Source organism: Microbulbifer sp. ABF4_148 (genome assembly GCF_056158985.1).
Window position 1 is genome coordinate 3,425,237 of the sequence record NZ_JBSWUI010000001.1, and the last position, 23,103, is coordinate 3,448,339.

The following is a 23,103-nucleotide window of genomic DNA, read 5'->3' on the forward strand; positions in this document are numbered from 1 at the left end:
CGATTCCGCCCCCCTACCTCCCGGTCACCAAATCTGGCGCAGGGCTTAACCCCTGGAACGAGCCACATCAGAGCCGCGAACTATACTTCGTCTGTCACCTGATAGGGCACAGGATGTGCTCTCCGGATTGCCTTTTCGAGTGCGCCAGGCTCGCCTGAAAAAGGCCCTGAAGAGGAAATCAGTGTGAAGAGAGTGCGATCAAGCACCTTGGTCAGCTGGTTCCTCAGTTACGCCAGCACCCTCAAGCACCCGCAGCTTTTCAAGTGGGTCTGTACGATCTTTCTGGTGAACCTGTTTATTCCCGACCCGGTGCCATTCATCGATGAGCTCCTGCTGGGATTGCTGACGATCTTTCTGGCGAGAAGAAAGAAGCAAACAGAAGCAATCACAACCAACGAAAAGTCGCATTCTTGAGGGAACGGGATCGACAGCCATCAGGACCAACCTGGACCTGAGAGGCTTTGCGCATGGAGGCGCACCAAATTGTCCGCGAAGAAGCTGGAAAAACTCGACGATGAAGCGTTGCTGGAATTGTATTACTCCACGCGAAACCCGCGCGTGTTCCGGCTGCTATACGCACGCTTTAACGACACCCTGTACCGCTATACGACGCAGGTCAATCCTCGGCGTGCGACTGCCGTCATTCACGGGCTCTGGCAAGAGGTCTTGGAAGGCGCTCTGGATTTAGGCAATCGCTGTTTCCGCAACTGGCTTTTCTCTGCGGCCAGCGCCCTGCTTGCCAATGGCAAACCGCTCAATGAAGATCAGCAAGTAGCGAGTGACACAGGAAGCCCTGACGCAAATATTCCGGACAACGCGCTACTTAATGCGATCGCCGGGCTGCCGCGCATTGAAAAGAACATCCTGCTGCTACATACCGAGTGCCAGCTGTCGCTCGCCGCGATCGCGGATATTGAGAAAATCTCGCTGAGAACCTGTCGAGCACATTTACAGCAAGCACAAGCACGACTGCAGCACTGGTTACATGGCCCCGAAAGGCAGGCATGGCGTATCGCAGAGGTTAGCGAATGAAATCCTGGCACCATCAATATCACGATGCCGTTACCGACTATTCCTCTCCGGAGGAATTAGATCAGCAGATTGTGCAGAGTGCGCGCAAGTACAAGGCGCCGCGCGGAAACCGGCGAATACTATCCGGGGCGGCCAGCGGCCTGGCAACAACAGCGATTCTCATTTTGCTGGCACATCCGGCCCAATACCTTGGCGCGCTAACCGCAGACAAGGAGAATCCTGAGGGCGAAGTGATTTACTGGGAGCCTCCAGCGCCCAGCAAGCCCGAGGTGCGGGATGAGTGGTCTGACTTACGCGATCAGGCAGCTTCGGGGGAATACCACAGCTTGTGTCGTTTTTGGCGAGAGTTTCAACTCGGTGCTTCGGCGCTGGACGATCCCCCTAAAGATCTGAGAGATAAAGCCAGACGCCACTGCAGAGCCCTGGCTACCGCACGCTAAGCGTGCGGTGATTTGGCCTGTCAAAATGCGGTGACACCCCCGTCCACCGCGAGGGCCTGCCCGGTAACGTAGGTCATTTTCGGCGAGAGCAGCAATAACATAGCGGCCACCACTTCTTCCGGAAGAGCCAGGCGTCTCATGGGGCATCGCTCCGCAAGCGCAGACTGGAACATTTCCGGCGTCACCCCGTCAGGCGTATCGATATCGGTCACCATCGGTGTTAGCGTGAAAAAGGGGCAGATCGCATTAACACGCACACCTTTCCCCGCATTTTCGATTGCCGCTGTCTTCGTCAATCCCACTACCGCATGCTTCGCTGCAGAATAAGCGGCAATTTTGGGAGCACCACCAATGCCGGCGAGGGAAGAGACATTCAAGATCGCACCCGCCCCCTGCTGTCGCATCAGGGGCAACTGATATTTCAGCCCGAACATTACGCCCTTTTGATTGATGCGGTACTGGCGGTCCATTTCCTCTTCAGACGTCTGATCAAGGAACTGCAGTGGTGCGGCCACGCCGGCGTTATTCACCGCCATATCGAGACGCCCAAACGTTTCCTGAGCGCAGGCCACCAATCGAGCGCAATCCTCTTCACGGGAAACATCAGTAGGACGCGCCACCACCTGGATACCCGACTGCCCCAACTCATCTGCCAGCGCTGCCAATGCCTCCGCATTAATATCGCCAAGGACCAAATGCGCCCCGCGCGCACCGAGTGCCTTCGCTAACTCAGCGCCAAGCCCACTCGCAGCGCCGGTTACCAGCGCAACCTGGTCTGAAAAATCGAGTAATGGATCATGCGGCATGGGATGTTTCCTTAAAAATTCAGACAAGGCTTCAGTTGGTCAGACCACCGTCGACGACAATACATTCTCCAGTGGTATAACTGGAAGCATCGGAAACCAGATAAAGCACCGTACCGGCCATTTCCTCAGGCTCCGCATGACGCTGCATCGGAATCTGGGATATCGCCGCTTTGTAAATTTCATCGTGCTCAAATAGAGCGCCGGCAAACTTCGTCTTTGTGAGACCCGGCAATAATGCGTTTACCCGAATATTGTATTGAGCGCACTCTTTGGCAAAGGCCTTGGTCATGTTAACGACCGCGGCTTTTGTAATGGAGTAAATACCCTGTGCAATCCCCGGCTGGAGAGCATTGATCGACGCGGTATTCACGATGCAGCCACCCCCTTGCTCCCGCATGAGTTTGCCAGCCTCAACCGACATAAAGAAGTAACCGCGGATATTGACGTCAACGGTTTTTTGGAAAGCACCAAGGTCGGTATCGAGAATATGTCCGAAGTAAGGATTCGTCGCTGCATTATTCACCAGAATATCCAGGCGTCCGTACTTACTACGAATGACACCAAAGGTCCGATGAATATCTTCGATGTCACCGATATGGCAAGGCAAGGCTTGCGCACTGCCACCGGCTTCAACGATTTCCTTGGCAACTTCCACACAGGTTTCTTCGCGTCGACTGGAAACCAGGACATGCGCACCCTGCTCAGCCAGCAAGCGTGCAACTGCCGCACCAATCCCCCGACTCGCGCCGGTTACCAGAGCCACCCTTCCGCTAAGATCAAACAGTTTTGTCGTCATGTTCAGTATTCTTTTTCAATTACATCTAATGCAAAACGGGCCACTGGATCGACCAGGCCCGCAAGGCGAACGGCATTTCGGCTGGATGCATTTCCCTGCTGCGCCCGCTTTGCCACCCCCTGAAGAATGGCGGCCAATCGGAAAAAGCTGAATGCCAGATAAAATGCCCAGTTATCGATCCGCTGAAGACCCATGCGCGCGCAATACTCCGCAACATACGCCTCTTCAGACGGAATACCGAGATCTTCCCGATTCATCCCCATCAGCCCGGACACCCGGCCACCGGTTGCCGGCAGTCGCAACTGCATGCACTGGTACGCGAGGTCGGCAAATGGGTGTCCAAGTGTGGATAATTCCCAATCCAATACGGCAATCACACGGGACTCGTCAGGAGCAAACATCAGGTTATCGAGCCGAAAATCCCCATGTACCAGAGAAGCGCGACCATCATCCTCCGGAAGATGCTCGCCCAGCCAGTCTACGAGCGTATTCATCGAATCTATTGGCTGAATCTCTGACGCCCGATATTGCCCGCTCCAGCGCTCAAACTGCCGCTCAAAATAATTACCGGGCCTGCCATAGTCAGAGAGACCGACCGCATTGATATCCACAGAATGCAGGGCAGCGAGAATACGATTCATCTCGCTGTAGACACCGTGCCGATCCGACTTTTCAAACTCTGGCAATGCTGCATCCCAGAATACGCGCCCTTCGCAGTATTCCATGATGTAGAACATAGATCCGATGACCGCGGGATCCTCGCAAAGGTGCAGGACTCTTGGCACGGGTACTTCACTTTGTGCCAGCGCGGCCATCACGCGGTATTCCCTATCAACAGCGTGTGCTGACTTCAATAATTTACCCGGCGGCTGACGCCGCAAAACGTAAACGCCCGATCCCGCCTGTAATTTAAAGGTCGGGTTTGACTCGCCACCGGCAAATTTTTCAGCTTGCAGCGGTCCACGGAAGCCCACCAGCTCTGACTTTAAATACGCTTCCAGCGTCTCCAACGGGAGATGATCTACCGATTGCTCGGCGGCAAGGTTAGTCTCTGTCATTTTGTCTATCTCAGCACAGCGGTTGACTGCGAGCGCCCGAGCCACCACCTGTGATCTGCTTACTGTCCGGCCGCCCCGTATTGCGCCGCCAGATTTCTGCCTAACTGCATCATGTGCACCTGGTCTGGACCATCGGCAAGCCGGATCGCTCTGGCGTAGGTGTAGGCATGGGCCAGCGGTAAATCTTGCCCTACACCGGCAGCCCCATGAATCTGTATTGCCCGGTCAATCACATTACAGGCCATTTGTGGTGCAACAATCTTGATCATCGCGATCAAATCCTTGGCCACTTTGTTTCCGTAACGGTCCATTTGTTGCGCCGCCTTCAGGGTCAGCAGGCGGGCTTGCTCCACTTCACAGGCGGAGCGAGCGATGTCTTCACGCACAGACCCGTGTTTGCTCATGGGTCTCCCAAATACTACACGCTCCTCGGCCCTCGCCGCCATCATTTCCAACGCACGCTGAGCCTGACCGACCAGGCGCATGCAGTGATGGATTCGACCAGGCCCCAATCTTCCCTGGGCAATTTCAAACCCTCTACCTTCCCCAAGAATCAGGTTTTCCGCCGGCACGCGAACATTGTCAAAAATAACCTCAGCATGTCCCTCCGGCGCATCTTCGAACCCAAAAACCTCCATCGGACGCACAATCTTTACTCCGTCGGCATCAACGGGTACCAGCACCATGGATTGCTGGCGATAGCGATCGGTGTTGTCCGGGTCGGTTTTCCCCATCACGATGATGATTTTGCAGCGGCGATTCATCAGCCCGCTGATATAAAATTTGTGGCCGTTTACCACATAGTCGTCCCCATCCCGGGTAATGGACGTTTCTATGTTTGTGGCATCGGAGGAAGCGACACCCGGCTCGGTCATGGCAAAAGCCGAACGAATCTCGCCAGAAAGGAGGGGCTTCAACCAGTTGGCCTGTTGCTGCTCGGACCCGTAGCGGGCCAGAACCTCCATGTTGCCGGTATCAGGCGCGTTGCAATTGAACACTTCAGGGGCAAAAAGCACTCGCCCCATTTCCTCCGCCAGAGGTGCATATTCGAGGTTGGTCAGACCGGCACCGAGCTCGGAATCAGGCAAAAACAGGTTCCAAAGCCCGTCCGCTTTTGCCCGCGCCTTGAGATCACGCAACACGTCCGGCTCGCCCCAGGGGTCCTGTTTGACTTGCTGGGCCATATCTTTCTCAGCCGGATAGACATGCGCCTGCATGAAAGTACGCAATTGCTCAAGCAGTCGCTTGACCTTATCGGAGTGTTCAAAATCCACGGTGTATCCTCGAGTGCATCGCTATTAAAGGTTACCGGTTTATTGTTCTGATACCGGTATTTATTGTGTACAGAGGAGGTCCCAAGTAAGGCACCGCCACCTGGTTACTCGCGCTTCGTCCGCAATTCCCTGCGATGGCGAAAGTGTTCTGGACTACCCAGGGGGGGGAACCCCTAGCTATATGTGATGAAGTCGCGCCGCTCTTCCCTGTCCAGGTGCGGCACGTGATTGAAACTGTGCAGACCGATGCCTGCGTCGCGACTACTCGCGAAAAAGCGTGTTACTGCGGTGTTGCTGATCTGCAGATTGAGCCCAATCACAGTGTCGACAGGCGCTGACATCACCTGCCCCACCATCATGGCGATGGCGCCGCCGGAGCTGACTACCAGCGTCCGGCTGCCCCTCGGTGCATCGCCTAACAGGGCAAGCGCTTCGGCAATCCGTTGTCCGAATGCGCTCCAACTCTCCTCCGCATAAAACTCTTCCCGCGCCCATGCCCCCATGGCACGCTTCAACAACCGGAAGAAATCAGCACGTCCGGCGTCGGGCCGGGGCGCCTCTTGCGGGTAAAGCTCGAGATACCCTGTCAGTACTGCCTCAAAGTCGAATTCGTTTAGCTGCGGATACTCCTCAACAGTTAGAGAAGTTAGCGCAAGCCCCTCACAGATGGCTTTCACGGTTTCCTTGTGGCGCCGCATGTCCCCACACATGATCCGCTCAAAACGAATTCCCTGCTGTCGCCAGTGCTCCCCAAGCCAGCGTGCTTGACGCCAACCCAAGGGAGAGAGCTGGTCGTAGTCGTCTGCGCCGAATGACGCCTGGGCATGACGAACAGTGATCAACTCAGCCACTTGGCAACCTCCTATAACTTCGAGCCCGCGTAGAATAGCCTTGGCACCCTAATCATTGAAGTTTATTATCTTGATACGCATTCATTCATATCAGTGATACTTATTGTGGCCATCAACTTCAGAAAAATGGACCTGAACCTGTTTCTGGTTCTGGACGCGGTCTACAGCCACCGCAATCTCACCCGGGCCGCCGAGCAGCTGCACATTACCCAACCGGCCGTGAGCAATGCACTCGCCCGCCTGCGCCAGCAACTGGATGATCACCTATTCACGCGCTCCCCGGAGGGCATGACACCCACCTCGGTCACAGAAAACATCATGCCGCAGGTACAGCAGGCCCTGGCGCTATTGGGTAATAGCGTCAGTAAGCGCAACGCCTTTGATCCTGCTACGGCGAACCGGACATTTCGGATCTCGATGAACGACATGGCCGAAGGTGTCTTGCTCCCGCGCCTGATGGAGCGCATGGGCCGGATCGCACCCGGCATCGGTATCGAGTCTTACTACGTCCCCAGAGACGACTTGACGCGGGAACTCGCCGCCAACACCCTGGATCTGGGGATCGACGTCCCCATGGCTGAAGTGCCGCTGCTCCACCAGCAACGACTCAATAAAGACCCCCACGTGGTGATGGTGCGTCCCGAGCACCCGCTTGCGAAGCAAAAGAGCCTGAGTCTGGAACACTATTTGTCTTTAGGGCACGTGCACGTATCTACCCGCCGCAGCGGAGCCGGGATCGTCGACATGGCCCTGGCCAGGGCTGGTGTGCAGCGCAATATCCAGCTTCGCGTACGCCATTTCCACGCCGCTCCCGCGGTCGTGCAACAGACCAATCTGGCACTCACCGTCCCGGAAGTTATCGCGCGGCAATATCCCGGCAAGCTGTTCAAAGCGCCATTCGATATTCCGCAAATTGACTGGTATTTATTCTGGCACCGCAATCTGCATGACGAAGCGGCCAACGTCTGGCTACGCACACAGGTTTCAGATCTGTTCGGGAAATAACTAAAAAGACGCAGAGTTCCATTCGGGGGCCATCATGCCCCGCCCTGTCGCGGGGAGCCCCACTCTGCGACTGCTATGCTGCCTCCAGTACCTTGCCCTGTCAGGATAACGCTGCGGGGCATCACCGCTGAGAGGCTATCGATGTCCCACACGTTCCCGCACTTACTGGCGCCGCTTGATCTCGGTTTCACCCAACTGAAGAACCGGATACTGATGGGCTCGATGCATACGAATCTGGAGGAACATCCGGGAGGATTCGAGCGCCTCGCAACCTTTTATGGCGAGCGCGCCCGCGGCGGCGTTGGGCTGATTGTCACCGGTGGAATCGGACCAAATGAGGAAGGCTGCGTGGCAATGGGAGCTGCGAAACTCACAACGCAAGAAGAAGTTCAGCAACACAGCGTTATCCCACCTGCGGTACATGCCCATCACGGCAAGATTTGTATGCAAATACTGCATGCGGGTCGCTATGCGTACAACCCAGATCTGGTCGCACCATCACCGCTACAGGCGCCCATCAACCCGTTTTGCCCCCGGGAACTGACCGATGGGGAAATCGAGTCTCAAATCGATGACTTTGTGCGCTGCGCCGCCCTGGCCAGGGACGCTGGCTACGATGGCGTCGAGATCATGGGCTCGGAAGGCTATTTCATCAATCAGTTCACGGTTACCCATACCAACAAGCGAACTGACCGTTGGGGCGGTAGCTTCGAAAACCGGACGCGACTGCCGGTGGAGATTGTGAGCAGGGTTCGCGCGGCACTCGGCGAAGCGTTCATCATCATCTACCGGCTGTCGATGCTCGATTTGGTGGAGGACGGCAGTAGCTTTGACGAAGTGGTCGCATTAGGCCAGCGTATCGAACAGGCTGGCGCCAACCTGATCAACACGGGTATCGGCTGGCATGAAGCCCGTATTCCCACCATCGCCACCAGTGTACCCCGCGCGGCATTCACCCAGATCACGGAAAAAGTACGCAAACACCTCAACGTACCTGTCATTACCAGCAACCGCATCAACATGCCGGAGGTCGGTGAAGCGATCATTGCCGCTGGTCATGCGGATATGATTTCCATGGCACGCCCTTTCCTCGCCGACCCCGATTTCGTGAACAAGGCAGCAGAGGGCCGCAGCGACGAGATCAACACCTGTATCGGCTGTAACCAGGCATGCCTTGATCACACGTTTGTGCTCAAACTCACCTCTTGCCTGGTGAATCCCCAGGCGTGTCACGAGACCGAACTGTTAATACTCCCCACCAAAACTCCGAAGCGCATCGGTGTGGTCGGAGCGGGACCTGCGGGGCTTGCAGCTGCCACCACTGCCGCCAAAAGAGGTCATCACGTCACTCTGTTTGAGGCTGATGCCAGCATCGGCGGACAATTCAACATTGCACGAAGGATACCCGGCAAAGAAGAGTTTGAGGAAACCCTCCGGTATTTTCGTCGACAGCTCGAATTGAAGGGCGTTGAGGTTCGGCTCAACCATCGCGCAACCACCACCGATTTAAGCGGATTTGATGAAGTCATTATTGCGACCGGAGTACAGCCACGCACGCCATCAATTCCCGGCATCGACCACGATAAAGTGCTCGGATATCTCGACGTATTAAAATACCGGCGCCCCGTGGGCCGCAAAGTCGCAATCATCGGGGCTGGGGGAATCGGCTTTGACGTGGCAGAGTATCTCGCCCATCCACAGGAAGAAGAGCTCAGCGACGGCGACCTGATCGCCTCAAATAAGGAAGCGTTCTTCGATGAATGGGGCGTAGATATCGCGCTCGATCACCGCGCCGGATTAAAACCCTCGAGCCCTCCGGAATCGCCACGCGAGATTTACCTGCTGCAGCGCAAAACAACAAAGCTCGGCGCAGGACTGGGAAAAACGACCGGATGGATCCATCGGACCAGTTTGCGGCATCGAAAGGTCCACATGCTGGCAGGCGTCAGTTATGAAAAGATCGACGATCAGGGCCTCCATATTCTTATCGACGACAAACCTAAAGTACTGGAAGTTGATCACATTGTCATCTGCGCCGGGCAGGACCCGGCAAGAGATCTTTTTGAAGCACTGGAGAACAGTGCACTCCGAGCACACTTGATTGGCGGTGCCGATGTTGCCGCAGAACTCGACGCCAAGCGAGCCATCGATCAAGGAACGCGTTTAGCGGCCTCACTCTAGCACCTGTAGTAGCTGCGCATTGAACGCTGGGCTGGCTCGGTGGCAGTGCTTTCCGACGCAATCACAGTCACGATCAGTCGATTCGAACCGTCGTTATCATCGCGCGGTTTCTAGCGCCCCCCATAACCGGGTTCTATACTTGCCCATGGAGTAACGCAGGCATCGCATGGAACGCGACGAGCTCGGTTTACAATCGCCGGCTTCCAAAAATCCGGATCTAAAACACCGACTCAGGGAATGGCTTCCCAGCCAAAAAATCCTACCCAACCGTGTCAAAAACGATTGGGGTTTCTTCCAACATATTCTGATGAGGCGAACGTTCGGCGCATCGCCTCACATTGCGCGACACCGCACCTCCACCGCCCTTATCTGCAGTCGGGCTCTAATTTCGAATTCCAGTGATCCGACATCGAGGTCCCACATGTCGCTTTCCGACTTGCTCCTCCGCTCTCGCCCCTCCGTTGAACAGGGAACCAGCAGAGCTCAAACCCCCATCACCCTCTTCTTTTCTATCTGTGACGGCAAAGAGCGCGCGTCCGTCGTCCACGTCACGGAACATGACTTCGAGAGTGCCTGGCAGAAGGGGGCGAAGCAGTGCCGCCGACTTGCAGAGCGCAAGCGCGTCGACGTGCGCTGGCTGCGAATTGACTGGGTCACACAAGCTACTGAGACCGATTGGAACACCCTGAGGGATCTCCTCTCGAAGACCAAGCGAAACTACTTTCGCTATGGACTGGCGCTGGGAAAAAACCGCAAATATGCCTTTCTTGAGCAAGAGCTCAATGGCAACGCCATGCTCTACGGAGGCAATGAGATTCCTCATGCGATCATCAATGAAAAAAACTTTCTGATTTATGCCAGGAAGAAATTTGGCGCTACCCTCCAAGTAAACTTTGAAGATGACAGCAAGATCCTGGTACTCCATACAGAAGGCATCTTCACCAGCGGAACCGATGAACCCGTTCGACTGTACGGCCCTGGCAGAAATGCAGGCAGACGCATACTCACTGCGCTCACACCCTATACCGTCGATAAGGTGATTGAATCAAGCAGTCGATACCTTGCGGACCAGGTACAGAAAAATGGACGATTCATCTATGGTGTCCACGCCTGCTTCGACCGGGATATCGGCGCATACAACGCCCTGCGCCATGCGAGCAGCACCTACGCGATGCTCGAGGGCTGGGAAGTCACTCAAGACGATGCCACAAAGCAAGCTATCGACAGGTCATTGCGACAATTGGTCACGCGGATGATCAAGTCGGTCAAGCTGACCGACGGCAGTACCGGCGCATTTCTCGTCGAGGGGAATGGAGAGATCAAACTGGGAGGCAACGCAGTTTGCCTGCTCGCACTCGTTAAGTTCTGTGATTTAACGGGGTCCAAAGAATACCTGCCCCTGATGGACAAGTTGGCACGCGGTATCGAGTATATGCAGGACGCATCGTCCGGTAAGTTTGTCCATGTCCTCGAATATCCGGACCTGACCATCAAAGAGGAATCGCGCATCATCTACTACGATGGCGAAGCCGCATTTGGTCTCATGCGACTGTACGGCCTCACCAGAGATGAACGCTGGCTCACATTGGTCAAGCGTGCTTTCGAATACTTTATCAAAGCAGAGCACTGGAGAGCACACGATCACTGGCTCAGCTACTGTGTCAATGAACTCACCCTTTATTGTCCTGAGGAGAAGTATTTCAAATTCGGCATTGATAATGTTGCGGGCTATCTGGATTTTGTGGAAAACCGGATTACCACCTTCCCAACGCTTCTGGAACTGATGATGGCTGCTGAAAAGATGGTGGTTCGTCTTCAAAATTCAGCAGAGCTGTCCCACCTCCTCGCTGCCCTGGATATTACGTGGTTTTACCGGGCGCTGCATAAACGCGCTGAATACCTCCTCAACGGGTATTTCTGGCCAGAAATCGCGATGTACTTCCGGAAGCCAGGAAAGATCCTGGGAAGCTTTTTCATCCGACACCATGCTTTCCGTATTCGTATCGATGATGTAGAGCACTACCTGTCTGGATTCGTTGCTTATCGCAAATACCTGATGGATCGATCCACGCAGGCTCGTGGATTGGCGGCACCGAACATGCCACTGGCCGAATCTGGAACCACGGCACCGGCCAATGCCTTTACCCGATCGCAACAAGCAACCACCATCGCGCAAAGGACTCCTGCAGAACATTCAGCGACCGTGGCATTTGGTGGAGATGTGAACCTTGCGCGCCGCCAGCATTATCGTACCGCCGAGCTCGGTGAACAGAAGGTTTTGGGCGATCTGCCCCCCCTGAGTGATGCAGATCTGACCATTGTGAATCTCGAGTGTGTCGTCGCAACGTCCGGCATACAGGGTGTCGATAAAGGAGAGGCCTCACCGTACTATTTTCGCGCCAGACCGGAAATGCTCAGTCTACTCGCCACAGCAAAGGTGGATCTGGTAGCCACGGCCAACAATCACAGTGGCGACTATGGCGCTGAAGCACTGCTGGAACAAAATCAGTGGTTGGATCGAGTGGGAATCGGTCACGCAGGATCGGGAAAGAACCTTCAGGATGCGCTGCAGCCGGTGATTCGATCCGCCGGTGAACTCAATGTTGCACTGTTCTCTCTGGACGCTACTCAGGCCGATTTCGCAGCAGGTAAAGACACGCCCGGGATTGCCCATCTCTCTCTCCAGGACCCCGAGGAATGGAGAATACTACTGGCCCCACGTATCGAGGCAATTCGGCAGCAGGCAGATGTTGTTCTTGTCGCGGTCCACTGGGGCCCCAATCAGCAGGAGCACCCTGCCGAAGATGAGCGGGCAGTTGGCTATGCTATCATCGATGCGGGCGCAGACGCAGTACTGGGTACCAGTGCACATCGACTGCAGGGGATTGAACTGCATAAGGGGCGGCCAATTTTGCACGATGCCGGCGACCTGTTGTTTGACGCAGTGCGTCGCTCGCTGGCGCCAAGCGGCGTCTTCCGGTTGAGCATTAGTGAACACGGCATTGAAGCCGTCGAGTTTTGCCCGGTGGGCGTGGGCTTCGGGTATACACAGGTGCTGACCGGTAGCGCAGCAGAAGAGAGTTGTGAGCGCTTTGCGACATCCTGTCGCGCGCTCGGCTGCGAGCTCGAGATGACGCCCGCGGGTACTGCCTCACTCCCCCTGGCCCCTCCGCCGCGGAAGAGATCACCGGCGAAAGCCGGCTACAGGACCGCTTACCAGCTCGACCATCTGCAGCCATCTACAGAACAGCTTGCATCTCAATGGGAAGTGACTGCTATCCCAGATGAATGCCAGATCGCGCCCCTGCGAATCGGCCCGCTCACGCTGTTGGGATTCCAGGTTACGCCGCGTGAGGTTCAGTCACGAACCATGCTCTGGGTTGAATCCTTCTGGACGACCGACGCGGAGCTGGTAGATGATTTTCGCCTCGACATCCGGGCAATTCCAACAAAACCCGGGAAGATGCCCTATTGGGGAAAATCAATGGATCACGATCCATGTGATTGGCAGCTCCCCACCAGTCGCTGGCAACCCGGACGAATTTACAGAGACTGCTATGGATTGCGTCCACCGGCGACCAAGACATTGGAAAATAATGTGCTGCGGATGCATGTCGGCCTGGTTTCCAATCGTGAGCAAATAGCACCCGTTCCGCTACCCGACTTTGACATACGCGTGGCATTGCGCGCTGGTGCAAATTCTCCTTCGGTACCTTCCTACCGCAGCCACTTCCCGGAATTCATCGACTCCGTAAAACCTGGACAAACCTGGACTGCACGACAACTGGCGGCGGTCACCGGGGGAACCTGGCTGGTGCCGCCGCCAGAAGGGTGGTTTGTACGCAGTGTGGTTTCGGGCGTTTCATTTATCGATCAGTCTTTGCAGCCCGCGCTGTTTGTCGCTCACCGTCGACAGGACCGCCTGTACCATGAGCAAAGTACCAGTACGCCCACCAAGATGTGGGACCAACATGGAAAGCTCAAAAAGCTCCATCCAAAACTGGCTGGAGCCATTGTCTCGAAGCCCGTCGAAGGTCTCCCCGCAAATTTCCCACTGCTGCTGGTGAAGGATCCGATCAAGGCCATTATCGAACTCGGAATCGCAGCGCGCAGCCGTTTCCACGGAGACCTGGTTGCGATCACGGGTACTGCAGGGAAGTCTACGACCGTCAACCTTCTGAGCAATATGCTCGGTAACCGGGAAAAAGTCCTCTCAAGCCTGGGCAACTACAACACCAGAGTCGGCGCACCATCCATGCTCGCCAGCCTCAGTCCGGAGCATGAAGTTGCGGTCATTGAAGTAGCACAAAGCGCCTTGTGGATGAAGCGCGGCCCTATTACGCGGGTGCTCAGGCCAACCGTCGCCATCGTTACGGAAATTGGTATTTCCCAGGCAACACGCAAAGTAAAGACAGAGCAAGATACTGCGCGCTGGAAATCCCGTATCTTTGACGGATTGGAGCCCGGCGGAACAGCCATCGTCGGGGACCACCTTCCGCATCTGGATTATGTCCTCCGCATGGCACGCAAGCATGCATCCAGAGTATTGGTATTTGGCTCATCGGAACAAGCAGATATCCGTATCGATCAAATTGAGGCAGATTCGACGGGTAGTTCGGTCGTTGTGACTTTCCCGGAACGGCAAGTCCGCTTTACTCTTCCGATACCTGGACAGGGCATGGTCCGCAATGCCATCGCTGCCTTGAGTGCCGTCTACGCAATGGGGCGCGACCTTGATCAGGCGATCAACAGCTTATCCCACTACCACTCCCGCGAGGGCTGCCTGGATCGCAAAGCGATCAAAGTCGGAGACCGATCGGTGAATGTGATCGACGATAGCTGGAATGCAACCATTAACTCCATGCTCAATGCGTTCTCAGTATTCCAGCACTCGCGTCCGGATCAGGGCGGCAGGAAGATCGCGGTGCTCGGAAGAATTGTTCACCTTGGAGACCGAGCTGAAGATTTACACAAGAGCCTCGCCCCACCACTGGTCGCCACCGGAGCCGACTGGGTGATCACACACGGCGATGAAATGGAACACCTGCGCCCCGAGTTGCCCGAGAACATACTGGGCCCGCACTTTACGACAGCAAAGGACCTGGTGGACTATCTCTCAGGGGAGGCAAAGGACAACGATTTAATCCTCATCAAGGGATCGAGAAGGGATTCAGACTTTGGAGACGTATCCAGCCTTTTGGAAAGTAACAATTAATGTTCAAAAAACTTTAGCAGGCTGGCAAGGATGAGGATGCCGGGTGCAAGGATCAACGCTCTCGCAGTGCTTCCTTCGCCCGGTTGAATGGTTTCACCATATAATCCATTACCGTCTTTGAGCCAGTGCGGATATCAACGCTGGCAATCATTCCGGGCACAATGGGGAACTCCTTCCCTATTTTATTCACCAGCGCGTCCGATTCCGTCAAGATAAAGACGCGGTAGTAGTACTCATTGGGGGCGGTTTCATCCTGAATCGTATCCGGCGAAATGGTCGTCACAGCCCCTTCGAGTCCGCCATAGATCGCATAGTCGTATGCGGTAATTTTCACCTTTGCCGCGAGCCCAGGGCGAATAAATGCAATATCCCGGGGCGAGACTCGCGCTTCGATCAACAGTTTGTCGTCCAGCGGCACGATTTCCATCAGGCGACCATTCGGCGGAATGACTCCCCCAATGGTCGTGATCTCAATATCCTTGACGATACCCCGAACCGGCGACCGATGTGTCAGGCGCGAGAGCGCATCATTACGGCCTTCAATGACTGAAGCCAGCGCCGAAACTTCGGTACTTGCTTTGGCCAACTCTTCCCGGGCTTCAACGATATAGGCAGACCGCGCTTCCGTGATTTTCAGTTCGAGGTCAGCCTTTTGCCGACTCAATCTCAACACCTCGACGTCACTTGCGGCGCCAGACTGCACCAGTGAGCGGGTGATCGATAGCTCTTTGTTCACCAGGGAGAGGGACTGTCGAATACCATCCAGCGACTCTTCGAGTCCTTTCTGGCGTGATTTGAACAGCTTGCGCTCTTTGGCAATAAGCTCTTCATGACTCTGAATTTCCTCTGGGAACTCCAGCTTCTCGCCGTTCACTTCTGCACTCAGGCGGGCGACCTTGGCCACAGCAGCCCGATAGCGCGCTGCACTTTCCTCGACGTTCGAGCGAACCTTGGTGGGGTCTAACTGTGCCAGGACCTGTCCATGCTCGACAATATCGCCCTCCCTCACATTCAGCTGCGCAAGAATGCCGCCTTCCAGAGACTGAATAACCTGGGCCCGCGAAGTCGGCACTACTTTTCCAACACCTGACGAGACTTCGTCAATTTGAGCAAAAAAGGCCCAACTCACCAGTGTGGCGAGCAGAAGAAAGAAGACCCAGACGATCCTCGACGATTGGCGGAGTACGTAGTCATCTTCCCAGTCTGCGGCCACATCCAGACCATTACGCTTATGACGAAAGGCCCCCTCCACGCCGCGCTGCATAACCACTGCGGGCTTGTTCTCCGCGGCCTTCGATTCAATACTCACGACTCTGTGACCTCGCGGCTAACACCATCTTCACCATCGCCACTACTTGAGCTGGTGCTTTTCCTACTCTCGTCGACAGCGGGATTCGACTCACGACGACTTTCATTCGTAACCCGCCGCAGCGCGCGCAATGCAGCATCGCGCGAGTCGTCAATGATGATTCTTCCAGAGTCGACGACAATGACGCGATCCACAAGGCTCAGTATGCTGCGTCGATGTGTGGCAACGATGAGCGTACGCTCCTTGCACCAGGTCGACATTTTCGCGATAAAGGCTTTTTCAGCCAGTTGATCCATCGAAGCCGTCGGCTCATCCAGAAGCAAAATCCGCGGATCACGCACCAGCAGTCGCGCGAGTAGCAATTGCTGGCGCTGACCTCCAGACAGCCCCAAACCGCCCTCAAGTACGACATGGTCGAGACCTCTGGTCTGATTCCGAACAAAATCAATGCCTCCAGAGAGAGATAGCGCACTGTATAGATCCTCGTCCGTCGCGTCGGGCGCCCCCATGATGAGGTTCTCCCTCAGCGTTCCATGAAAGAGACGCGCATTTTGGTTCAGATAACTCAGGTCGCGACGAACATCCGCGGGATCAATCTGATTCAACACCACGCCATCCAGCGTAATGATGCCGGAGTTCGGTTCCAGCAGACCGGACAGTGCCTGTAGTAACGTTGACTTCCCTGCGCCGTTCTTGCCAAGCAGCGCCACCTTTTCGCCAGGGCGAATTTGCAGCTCGTCGACCGTCAGGGCTGGCCGCCGCGCTTCACTGTCATACTGGAAGATTGCGTTGCTGAACTGATAGACGCCCTGTATCACCGGTTTGTGCACCAGACGCGCGCCTTCCGGGTAGTCCACTGGAAGATTCATAATCTGATCCAGTCCCTGCATCGCTACCCTCGCCTGCTGCCAGCGATTTAAAATCTGCGTGACCCCCGCCATCGGCGCCATCGTCCTGGAGCCAAGAATTGACGCGGCGATCAGGGCACCAGTTGTCATTTCACCCTGCATGACCAGTGGCGCACCAAAAAGTACAACCAATGCAAATACTGACATCTGAACCTTTTGGCTCCACACCGAAAGCAAGTTGAGCAAGCTGCGTAGCTTTGCACTGGACTCGGCCGTAACCGCATTATATTGATTCCATTGGCTAAGAAATCTCTGCTCCGAACGCAAGCCCTTGATATCTTCAAACCCTTGCACGGCTTCCATTAGCGTCGCATGACGGAGACTGGATTCTCTAATCGAAGCACTGGCAAGTTTCTTGAGACGAGGCTGCAGCAGAAGCCCCGGCAAGACCATGAATACGGCAGCAAAGAGTGGAACCAGGACGAGCTGACCGGCCACTACCCAGAATACAAGCAGAAAGAGCAGCAAGAAGGGTATGTCTGCCATCGCCGTCACTGTCGTTGAGGTGAGCAGCTCTCGGACTCTATCCAGCTCGCGAATCTGTGATACGAATGCGCCGGTAGACTTTGGCCTCTCAGAACTCTTCAGTCGTAGTGCCCTTCCGAAAACCCGGTCAGACATTTTGAGATCCGCCTGTTTCCCCAGCAAATCCGTGATGCGAATACGCATCCAGCGCAAGACAAAGTCGAATACCAGAGCAATTGCGACCCCGGAGAATAGAACGTAGAGTGTGGGCAATGACTCCGCGGGAATAACGCGATCATATACCTGCATGGCAAACAGAATGCCCGTCAGTGCCAAAAAATTCGCTGCGATTGTCGCTAATAGCACGTGGCCATAGGGACGAACGTTTTGCAACAAAATGTCCTGAAGCCAACTTTTCTTATCTGTATCGATATAATCGTCAACTCTGGAGTCCTGTACAACCTCATCTGGACGTAGCACAAATAGACGTTTGACTTCGCTATCTAACGCTTCTCTGGTGTAACTACCGCTCTCCTTGCGATCATTGATTTTCAATGTCACGGTACCAAGCGTATCGATGCTATCTATTACTGCAATTGGACCCGTTTTTAGCTCAACCACAAGAGGCAATCGTTCGGCAGTGATTCTCGCCGATTCATATTTCACTTCCTGGATTTTCAGGCCCGCATGACGAACCATTGCCTCTATGACAGTACTGCTCTCCGCACCGTCACAGGCCAGACCCGCAAGGCGTACATTCTCCGGAGAATGGTCAACGCGATAGTGTCGCGCGACGCGCAATATCGGTTTCCACCAAGATCCGACCAATCGTCGGGTTTCTGCCCCACAGCCATAGTCTTCTGAACTTTCCGATGCGCCCATGCCATCGAACTTCGATACATTTTCTTGCTGGGTTAGGGCCATATTGCGACTCCCTGAACCTCTCTTCCCTCAATCGTAAACGCTTCGCGCAGACGGCCGGCGGTATACAGACAGGAAATGTCCAGTCGGTGTAGATCGTAAAGGGTATTCTGGCGCTCGGTCCGTGCCTGATGCAGCTCGCGCTCTGCGTTCAGGAGATCGATCAGTGTTCTCGTACCAAGAGCGCTGTATTGCTTGCGATACAAGTCTCGAGTCTGTCTGATCGATTCCTCTCGAGTGGACAAAATACTCAGGCTACTATCCAACCCAGTTGCCTGGCGTCTTGCAGATTGAAGATCTCTGTCGATCTCCAACCTGGCAAAATCACGAGCGGCTTCTGCGGAGCGCAGCGCGAACCCGGCAGAATCACGATTAGATCGAATTCTGCCGCCCTGATAGACGGGCATTGAAACGCGCAAGAAAATCGCTGATTCATGTTCGTCTAGAACGTCTGAATCTACGTAGCGTTCACTCAAGTATCGGTTGACGCTACCGTCAATAGAAATGGTCGGCCACGCCTGCGCTTTGCTTTGCTTCATACGTGCAAATGCCTCAGCGCGCTCAGCTTCTGCGATCAATAGTTGGGGAGAAACAGCTTCCATCCCCCCTTCAATATCACATGCACCAGAGGCGTTCTCCGGAAACTCGCCTGACAAGGAAAACAGATCCGGGCTACCCGTCAATGACTGAAGAACACTGCGCCACTGATTTAAATCAGCCTCAATCTGAATTCGAGACGCTCGTGCGGCTTCCATTCTTGATTTAGCCTGAAGTACATCGGAATAGGAGCTCGCACCTCGCTTACTCCGCATTTCGACCAAACGACTGATCGCGGCAACGCCGTCAACCTGTTCTTGCGCGGAGAAGACCAATTGCTGGTAACGCTGTACTTCAACCGCTGCCAATGCGGTATCTCTTGCTACCTCATCGATAGTCAGGAGCAAATTGGCCTCAGCCCTACTCCTCCCAGCGGTTGCCAGCGCTACATCGCTGGATACCTTGCCAAAGTCATAGATGAGTTGTGAGGCATACAGCTGGAACGCATAGTTTTCACTGTCCGAGTCGCTCTCTTCTCCAGCGACGACGCCCACGCTAATCTGGGGAAAATAGCCCGCCCTCGCACTCTTTATATTGGCCATTTCTCGGTTCAAGCCGCCGACAGCTTCGCTGACCGCGGGATGCCACTGCACGGCATGGAGGACGGCATCAGTGATGGAGACTGGGCTGCCAGCGTCCCCCAACACGGACTGTGAAAACACTGGTCCACCGGGAGCGGCAACTTCCTCACCGATTACCTGTGGACTCACACCCCCGGAGGCAGGCTCGGTGGCTTGCTGAGCCTGGGCGAGAGATAGAAAGGAGAAACAAATACTCGCTAATACGACTGAGCGACCCCACTTTGGAGCACCCTGCCCTTTCAATTCAGCCATATCCGTATGACCTGTTATTTATGTTTGGCGGCCAGGTCCTTTGGCCGAGTGTTAACGCGAAATTTCATCCTTTAGTTTAGACAATGAACAACCGGGCCGAATGGCCCGGTTGTCCGGTTTTTTGCTGACTAGAGGCTAGAGCTCTTCTTGCCCTCCGCCGGCGAGTGGATCATTGAATGGATCCTCTTCCTCCATGGATGGCACGACATCCGGGCCCTGCGCTTGATGATCAACAGGATGGCCACTTTCAGACTCCTCAGTCGAAGCGGATTCCTCACTGGCATCAGATGGGAACTCAATCTCCGCGTCATCAGGCTCCAGAAGATCGTCAATTCCCGGAGACTCTTCTTCGTCCGCTGACATGACCTGTGCAGAGTTTGCCGCCACGTTATTGTCAACGGCTTCCTCATCACAGAGATCATCGAGCGTCGTTTCGATGACACCTGGCCCACCAACATTACCCGCAGGGTTCGTCGGCCAATTCGCCTCCAGCTCCTCTTCGCTCACCAGGTTTCCGTCCTCATCGTAATGATTCGGTCCGGCCTTCATCACATATTCAACTGGCGTACTGCCGTAGGTCTCCTCAATACACTCGAATAGTGTTTCCGGGTACTTGCAGTCCGTGATTTCGGTATCACCGAAGTCAACTTTCACTACATCGCCATTTTCCAGTCTGAACGCGGTGTAGGAGATGGCATTCGGTAAATCGCAGTCGGCATCCGCGTCGGCATCGGCATCCGCATCGGCGTCTGCATCGGCGTCTGCATCAGCATCGGCATCTGCATCTCCATCTGCATCAGCGTCCCCATCAGCATCAGCATCGGCATCGGCGTCCGCATCCGCGTCGGCATCTGAGTCAGCGTCCCCGTCAGCATCGGCATCCGTATCCGCATCGGCATCGGCATCGGCATCGGCATCGGCATCGGCATCGGCATCGGCATCGGCATCGGCATCGGCATCGGCGTCAGCATCCGCATCGGCGTCGGCATCCGCATCCGCATCTGCATCCGCATCGGCGTCGGCATCCGCATCCGCATCTGCATCCGCATCGGCGTCGGCATCGGCGTCGGCGTCGGCGTCGGCGTCCGCATCGGCATCGGCATCGGCATCCGCGTCAGCATCTGCATCGGCATCCGCATCCGCATCGGCATCCGCATCGGCATCCGCATCGGCATCGGCATCGGCATCGGCATCGGCATCGGCATCAGCGTCGGCATCCGCATCCGCATCCGCATCCGCGTCGGCATCGGCGTCTGCATCCGCATCGGCGTCTGCATCGGCATCCGCATCGGCATCCGCATCGGCATCCGCATCCGCATCCGCATCGGCGTCGGCGTCGGCGTCGGCGTCCGCATCGGCGTCTGCATCCGCGTCGGCATCCGCATCCGCATCCGCATCCGCGTCGGCATCGGCATCTGCATCCGCGTCGGCATCCGCATCGGCATCGGCGTCTGCATCGGCGTCTGCATCGGCGTCTGCATCGGCATCGGCATCGGCATCGGCATCCGCATCGGCGTCTGCATCGGCATCCGCATCGGCGTCTGCATCGCAATCCGCATCGGCATCCGCGTCGGCATCCGCGTCGGCATCCGCGTCGGCATCGGCATCTGCGTCTGCATCCGCATCCGCATCGGCATCCGCATCTGCGTCGGCATCTGCATCCGCGTCGGCATCCGCGTCGGCATCCGCGTCGGCATCTGCATCTGCATCGGCATCCGCATCGGCGTCGGCGTCTGCATCCGCATCGGCATCCGCATCGGCATCCGCGTCGGCATCGGCGTCAGCGTCTGCATCCGCATCGGCATCCGCATCGGCGTCGGCGTCGGCATCTGCATCGGCATCCGCATCGGCATCCGCGTCGGCGTCTGCATCCGCATCGGCATCCGCATCCGCATCGGCATCCGCATCCGCGTCGGCATCTGCATCCGCATCCGCATCCGCATCCGCATCAGCATCCGCATCTGCATCGGCATCCGCATCCGCATCGGCGTCAGCATCCGCATCCGCGTCGGCGTCGGCGTCGGCGTCGGCGTCGGCGTCGGCGTCGGCGTCAGCATCCGCGTCGGCATCGGCATCCGCATCCGCGTCGGCATCGGCGTCGGCATCTGCATCGGCGTCAGCATCTGCATCTGCATCCGCATCGGCATCAGCATCCGCATCTGCATCTGCATCTGCATCGGCATCCGCATCGGCGTCAGCATCCGCATCCGCATCCGCGTCGGCGTCGGCGTCGGCGTCGGCGTCGGCGTCGGCGTCAGCATCGGCATCCGCATCGGCGTCGGCATCTGCATCGGCGTCAGCATCTGCATCTGCATCGGCATCCGCATCCGCATCGGCGTCAGCATCCGCGTCGGCGTCAGCATCCGCATCCGCATCCGCGTCGGCGTCGGCATCCGCATCGGCGTCAGCATCCGCATCGGCGTCAGCATCCGCATCTGCATCTGCATCGGCATCGGCATCCGCATCGGCATCCGCATCGGCATCCGCGTCGGCATCGGCATCCGCATCGGCGTCTGCATCCGTATCTGCATCTGCATCTGCATCCGCATCGGCATCGGCATCACCGTCCGGCGGTGGACGGAACCCAGGAGGCGGTACTCCAAACCCAGGATCTACGGGTTCGAACTCATCATCAGGTTCCTCTGGGCCAAATACTGGCGGAGGGCTCAGGCCGCCATCATTATCATCGTCATCATCAAGTAATACCCCGCCTGCAGCGATCCCCGGCAGGGCCAATCCTGCAGTGCTCGAGGAAGCGGCTGCAACCGGCGCTGCACCAGCGCCGAGAGCGGCCCCCTTGGGCACAAAGGCTGCCAGTGAAGCCGCTGCGTCCGAGTTCGGGTCGAAATAGGTATATGGAATCGGTTGAAACTCACCCGATGCGAGACTTTCGATGGAGGTCAGGGGGGAGAATATGAAATCGTCGGAAGTGTACTGGCCCCACCAAAGTTGCCCCGCAGTGTCCTCCAGCACGATCTCACTCGTGAGAGCGCCTTCGCCCCGCATAAAGAAATCGTAAATGGTGAAGGACTCGCCAGAGTTCAGCGTGACAACCAGGTTATTACCTGCCTGGCTATAAGATGCTACCGCTTCCGGGCCGGCGGAGAGCTTGACGATATCCGGCGACGTTAATCTTACATCGCCGAACGGTAACTCCCTGACAGATCCGCTTGCCCTGTCGATAACCGTAATACTCATAGCACTACCCAACTCCTATAACTACTGGGATCCCGAGGCAAAAATTTGCCTCAGGGCTAACTGCGGGTCAGAGTTCCAGAGGTACTCGAAGCGAAAACCCTTTGACGCGAAATTTCTCTCCGAACGACCAACCGATCATTTTTTAACCGCTCAATATTTTTTATGGGCGACCTCCTCACGCTTTGCAAGTCGCGATGTCACCTGAATCATTCTT

Annotated in this window: 15 protein-coding genes; 6 read left to right on the forward strand and 9 right to left on the reverse strand. The window is 56.1% G+C overall.

Features of this window, described 5'->3' with window-relative positions; all coding sequences use genetic code 11:
- Positions 1–183: 183 nt before the first annotated feature.
- From ACXAD0_RS15175 to ACXAD0_RS15185, 3 genes are all read left to right on the forward strand, one after another.
- On the forward strand, positions 184–414 hold the full coding sequence (locus tag ACXAD0_RS15175) for a DUF6116 family protein (protein ID WP_475089415.1): 231 nt from the start codon (positions 184–186) through the stop codon (positions 412–414).
- A 69-nt stretch (positions 415–483) separates the two neighbouring features.
- Complete coding sequence (locus tag ACXAD0_RS15180; protein WP_475089416.1) at positions 484–1,032, forward strand: RNA polymerase sigma factor; 549 nt, start codon at positions 484–486, stop codon at positions 1,030–1,032.
- Positions 1,029–1,472 carry a hypothetical protein gene (locus tag ACXAD0_RS15185; protein WP_475089418.1) on the forward strand — a complete coding sequence of 148 codons (444 nt, stop codon included), beginning with the start codon at positions 1,029–1,031 and terminating at the stop codon, positions 1,470–1,472. Before ACXAD0_RS15180 ends, ACXAD0_RS15185 begins: the two co-directional genes overlap by 4 nt.
- A gap of 20 nt (positions 1,473–1,492) precedes the next feature.
- On the opposite strand, the gene ACXAD0_RS15190 is transcribed toward ACXAD0_RS15185, so the two are convergent.
- The 5 genes from ACXAD0_RS15190 to ACXAD0_RS15210 form a co-directional block, all read right to left on the reverse strand.
- Positions 1,493–2,278: an SDR family NAD(P)-dependent oxidoreductase gene (locus tag ACXAD0_RS15190; RefSeq protein ID WP_475089420.1), complete on the reverse strand. Its 786-nt coding sequence runs from the start codon at positions 2,276–2,278 to the stop codon at positions 1,493–1,495.
- Between the two features lie 31 nt (positions 2,279–2,309).
- A complete protein-coding gene (locus tag ACXAD0_RS15195) occupies positions 2,310–3,074 on the reverse strand; it encodes an SDR family oxidoreductase (RefSeq protein ID WP_475089422.1) in 765 nt (254 codons plus the stop codon).
- 2 nt (positions 3,075–3,076) lie between these two features.
- The gene (locus tag ACXAD0_RS15200) at positions 3,077–4,132 is read right to left on the reverse strand and encodes a phosphotransferase (protein ID WP_475089424.1); all 1,056 of its coding nucleotides are present in this window, start codon (positions 4,130–4,132) and stop codon (positions 3,077–3,079) included.
- 59 nt (positions 4,133–4,191) lie between these two features.
- On the reverse strand, positions 4,192–5,406 hold the full coding sequence (locus ACXAD0_RS15205; RefSeq protein ID WP_475089426.1) for an acyl-CoA dehydrogenase family protein: 1,215 nt from the start codon (positions 5,404–5,406) through the stop codon (positions 4,192–4,194).
- A gap of 173 nt (positions 5,407–5,579) precedes the next feature.
- Positions 5,580–6,257, reverse strand: a complete 678-nt coding sequence (locus ACXAD0_RS15210; protein WP_475089428.1) for a histidine phosphatase family protein — start codon at positions 6,255–6,257, stop codon at positions 5,580–5,582.
- Between the two features lie 105 nt (positions 6,258–6,362).
- Between ACXAD0_RS15210 and ACXAD0_RS15215 the strand changes: the two genes are divergently transcribed.
- The 3 genes from ACXAD0_RS15215 (at position 6,363) to ACXAD0_RS15225 (ending at position 14,658) form a co-directional block, all read left to right on the forward strand.
- Positions 6,363–7,262: a LysR family transcriptional regulator gene (locus ACXAD0_RS15215; protein WP_475089430.1), complete on the forward strand. Its 900-nt coding sequence runs from the start codon at positions 6,363–6,365 to the stop codon at positions 7,260–7,262.
- Between the two features lie 141 nt (positions 7,263–7,403).
- The gene (locus tag ACXAD0_RS15220; RefSeq protein ID WP_475089431.1) at positions 7,404–9,443 is read left to right on the forward strand and encodes an NADPH-dependent 2,4-dienoyl-CoA reductase; all 2,040 of its coding nucleotides are present in this window, start codon (positions 7,404–7,406) and stop codon (positions 9,441–9,443) included.
- Positions 9,444–9,864: 421 nt separating this feature from the next.
- The gene (locus tag ACXAD0_RS15225) at positions 9,865–14,658 is read left to right on the forward strand and encodes a CapA family protein (RefSeq protein ID WP_475089433.1); all 4,794 of its coding nucleotides are present in this window, start codon (positions 9,865–9,867) and stop codon (positions 14,656–14,658) included.
- Positions 14,659–14,710: 52 nt separating this feature from the next.
- On the opposite strand, the gene ACXAD0_RS15230 is transcribed toward ACXAD0_RS15225, so the two are convergent.
- From ACXAD0_RS15230 to ACXAD0_RS15245, 4 genes are all read right to left on the reverse strand, one after another.
- Positions 14,711–15,967, reverse strand: coding sequence for a beta-barrel domain-containing protein (locus ACXAD0_RS15230; protein ID WP_475089434.1), 1,257 nt, complete (start codon positions 15,965–15,967; stop codon positions 14,711–14,713).
- Positions 15,964–18,264 (reverse strand): type I secretion system permease/ATPase, encoded by a 2,301-nt coding sequence (locus ACXAD0_RS15235; RefSeq protein ID WP_475089436.1) that lies wholly within the window; start codon positions 18,262–18,264, stop codon positions 15,964–15,966. Before ACXAD0_RS15235 ends, ACXAD0_RS15230 begins: the two co-directional genes overlap by 4 nt.
- On the reverse strand, positions 18,255–19,691 hold the full coding sequence (locus ACXAD0_RS15240) for a TolC family outer membrane protein (RefSeq protein ID WP_475089438.1): 1,437 nt from the start codon (positions 19,689–19,691) through the stop codon (positions 18,255–18,257). Before ACXAD0_RS15240 ends, ACXAD0_RS15235 begins: the two co-directional genes overlap by 10 nt.
- 135 nt (positions 19,692–19,826) lie before the next feature.
- Entirely contained in the window at positions 19,827–22,889 is a 3,063-nt protein-coding gene (locus ACXAD0_RS15245) for a BapA/Bap/LapF family prefix-like domain-containing protein (RefSeq protein ID WP_475089440.1), read from the reverse strand.
- Between the last annotated feature and the right edge of the window lie 214 nt (positions 22,890–23,103).

Excerpts from the sequence above, each read along its gene's own strand:
- ACXAD0_RS15245 (WP_475089440.1), bottom strand. The coding sequence starts at position 22,889 with ATGAGTATTACGGTTATCGACAGGGCAAGCGGATCTGTCAGGGAGTTA.
- ACXAD0_RS15220 (WP_475089431.1), top strand. The coding sequence starts at position 7,404 with ATGTCCCACACGTTCCCGCACTTACTGGCGCCGCTTGATCTCGGTTTC.
- ACXAD0_RS15200 (WP_475089424.1), bottom strand. The coding sequence starts at position 4,132 with ATGACAGAGACTAACCTTGCCGCCGAGCAATCGGTAGATCATCTCCCG.
- ACXAD0_RS15225 (WP_475089433.1), top strand. The coding sequence starts at position 9,865 with ATGTCGCTTTCCGACTTGCTCCTCCGCTCTCGCCCCTCCGTTGAACAG.
- ACXAD0_RS15190 (WP_475089420.1), bottom strand. The coding sequence starts at position 2,278 with ATGCCGCATGATCCATTACTCGATTTTTCAGACCAGGTTGCGCTGGTA.
- ACXAD0_RS15185 (WP_475089418.1), top strand. The coding sequence starts at position 1,029 with ATGAAATCCTGGCACCATCAATATCACGATGCCGTTACCGACTATTCC.
- ACXAD0_RS15235 (WP_475089436.1), bottom strand. The coding sequence starts at position 18,264 with ATGGCCCTAACCCAGCAAGAAAATGTATCGAAGTTCGATGGCATGGGC.
- ACXAD0_RS15195 (WP_475089422.1), bottom strand. The coding sequence starts at position 3,074 with ATGACGACAAAACTGTTTGATCTTAGCGGAAGGGTGGCTCTGGTAACC.
- ACXAD0_RS15240 (WP_475089438.1), bottom strand. The coding sequence starts at position 19,691 with ATGGCTGAATTGAAAGGGCAGGGTGCTCCAAAGTGGGGTCGCTCAGTC.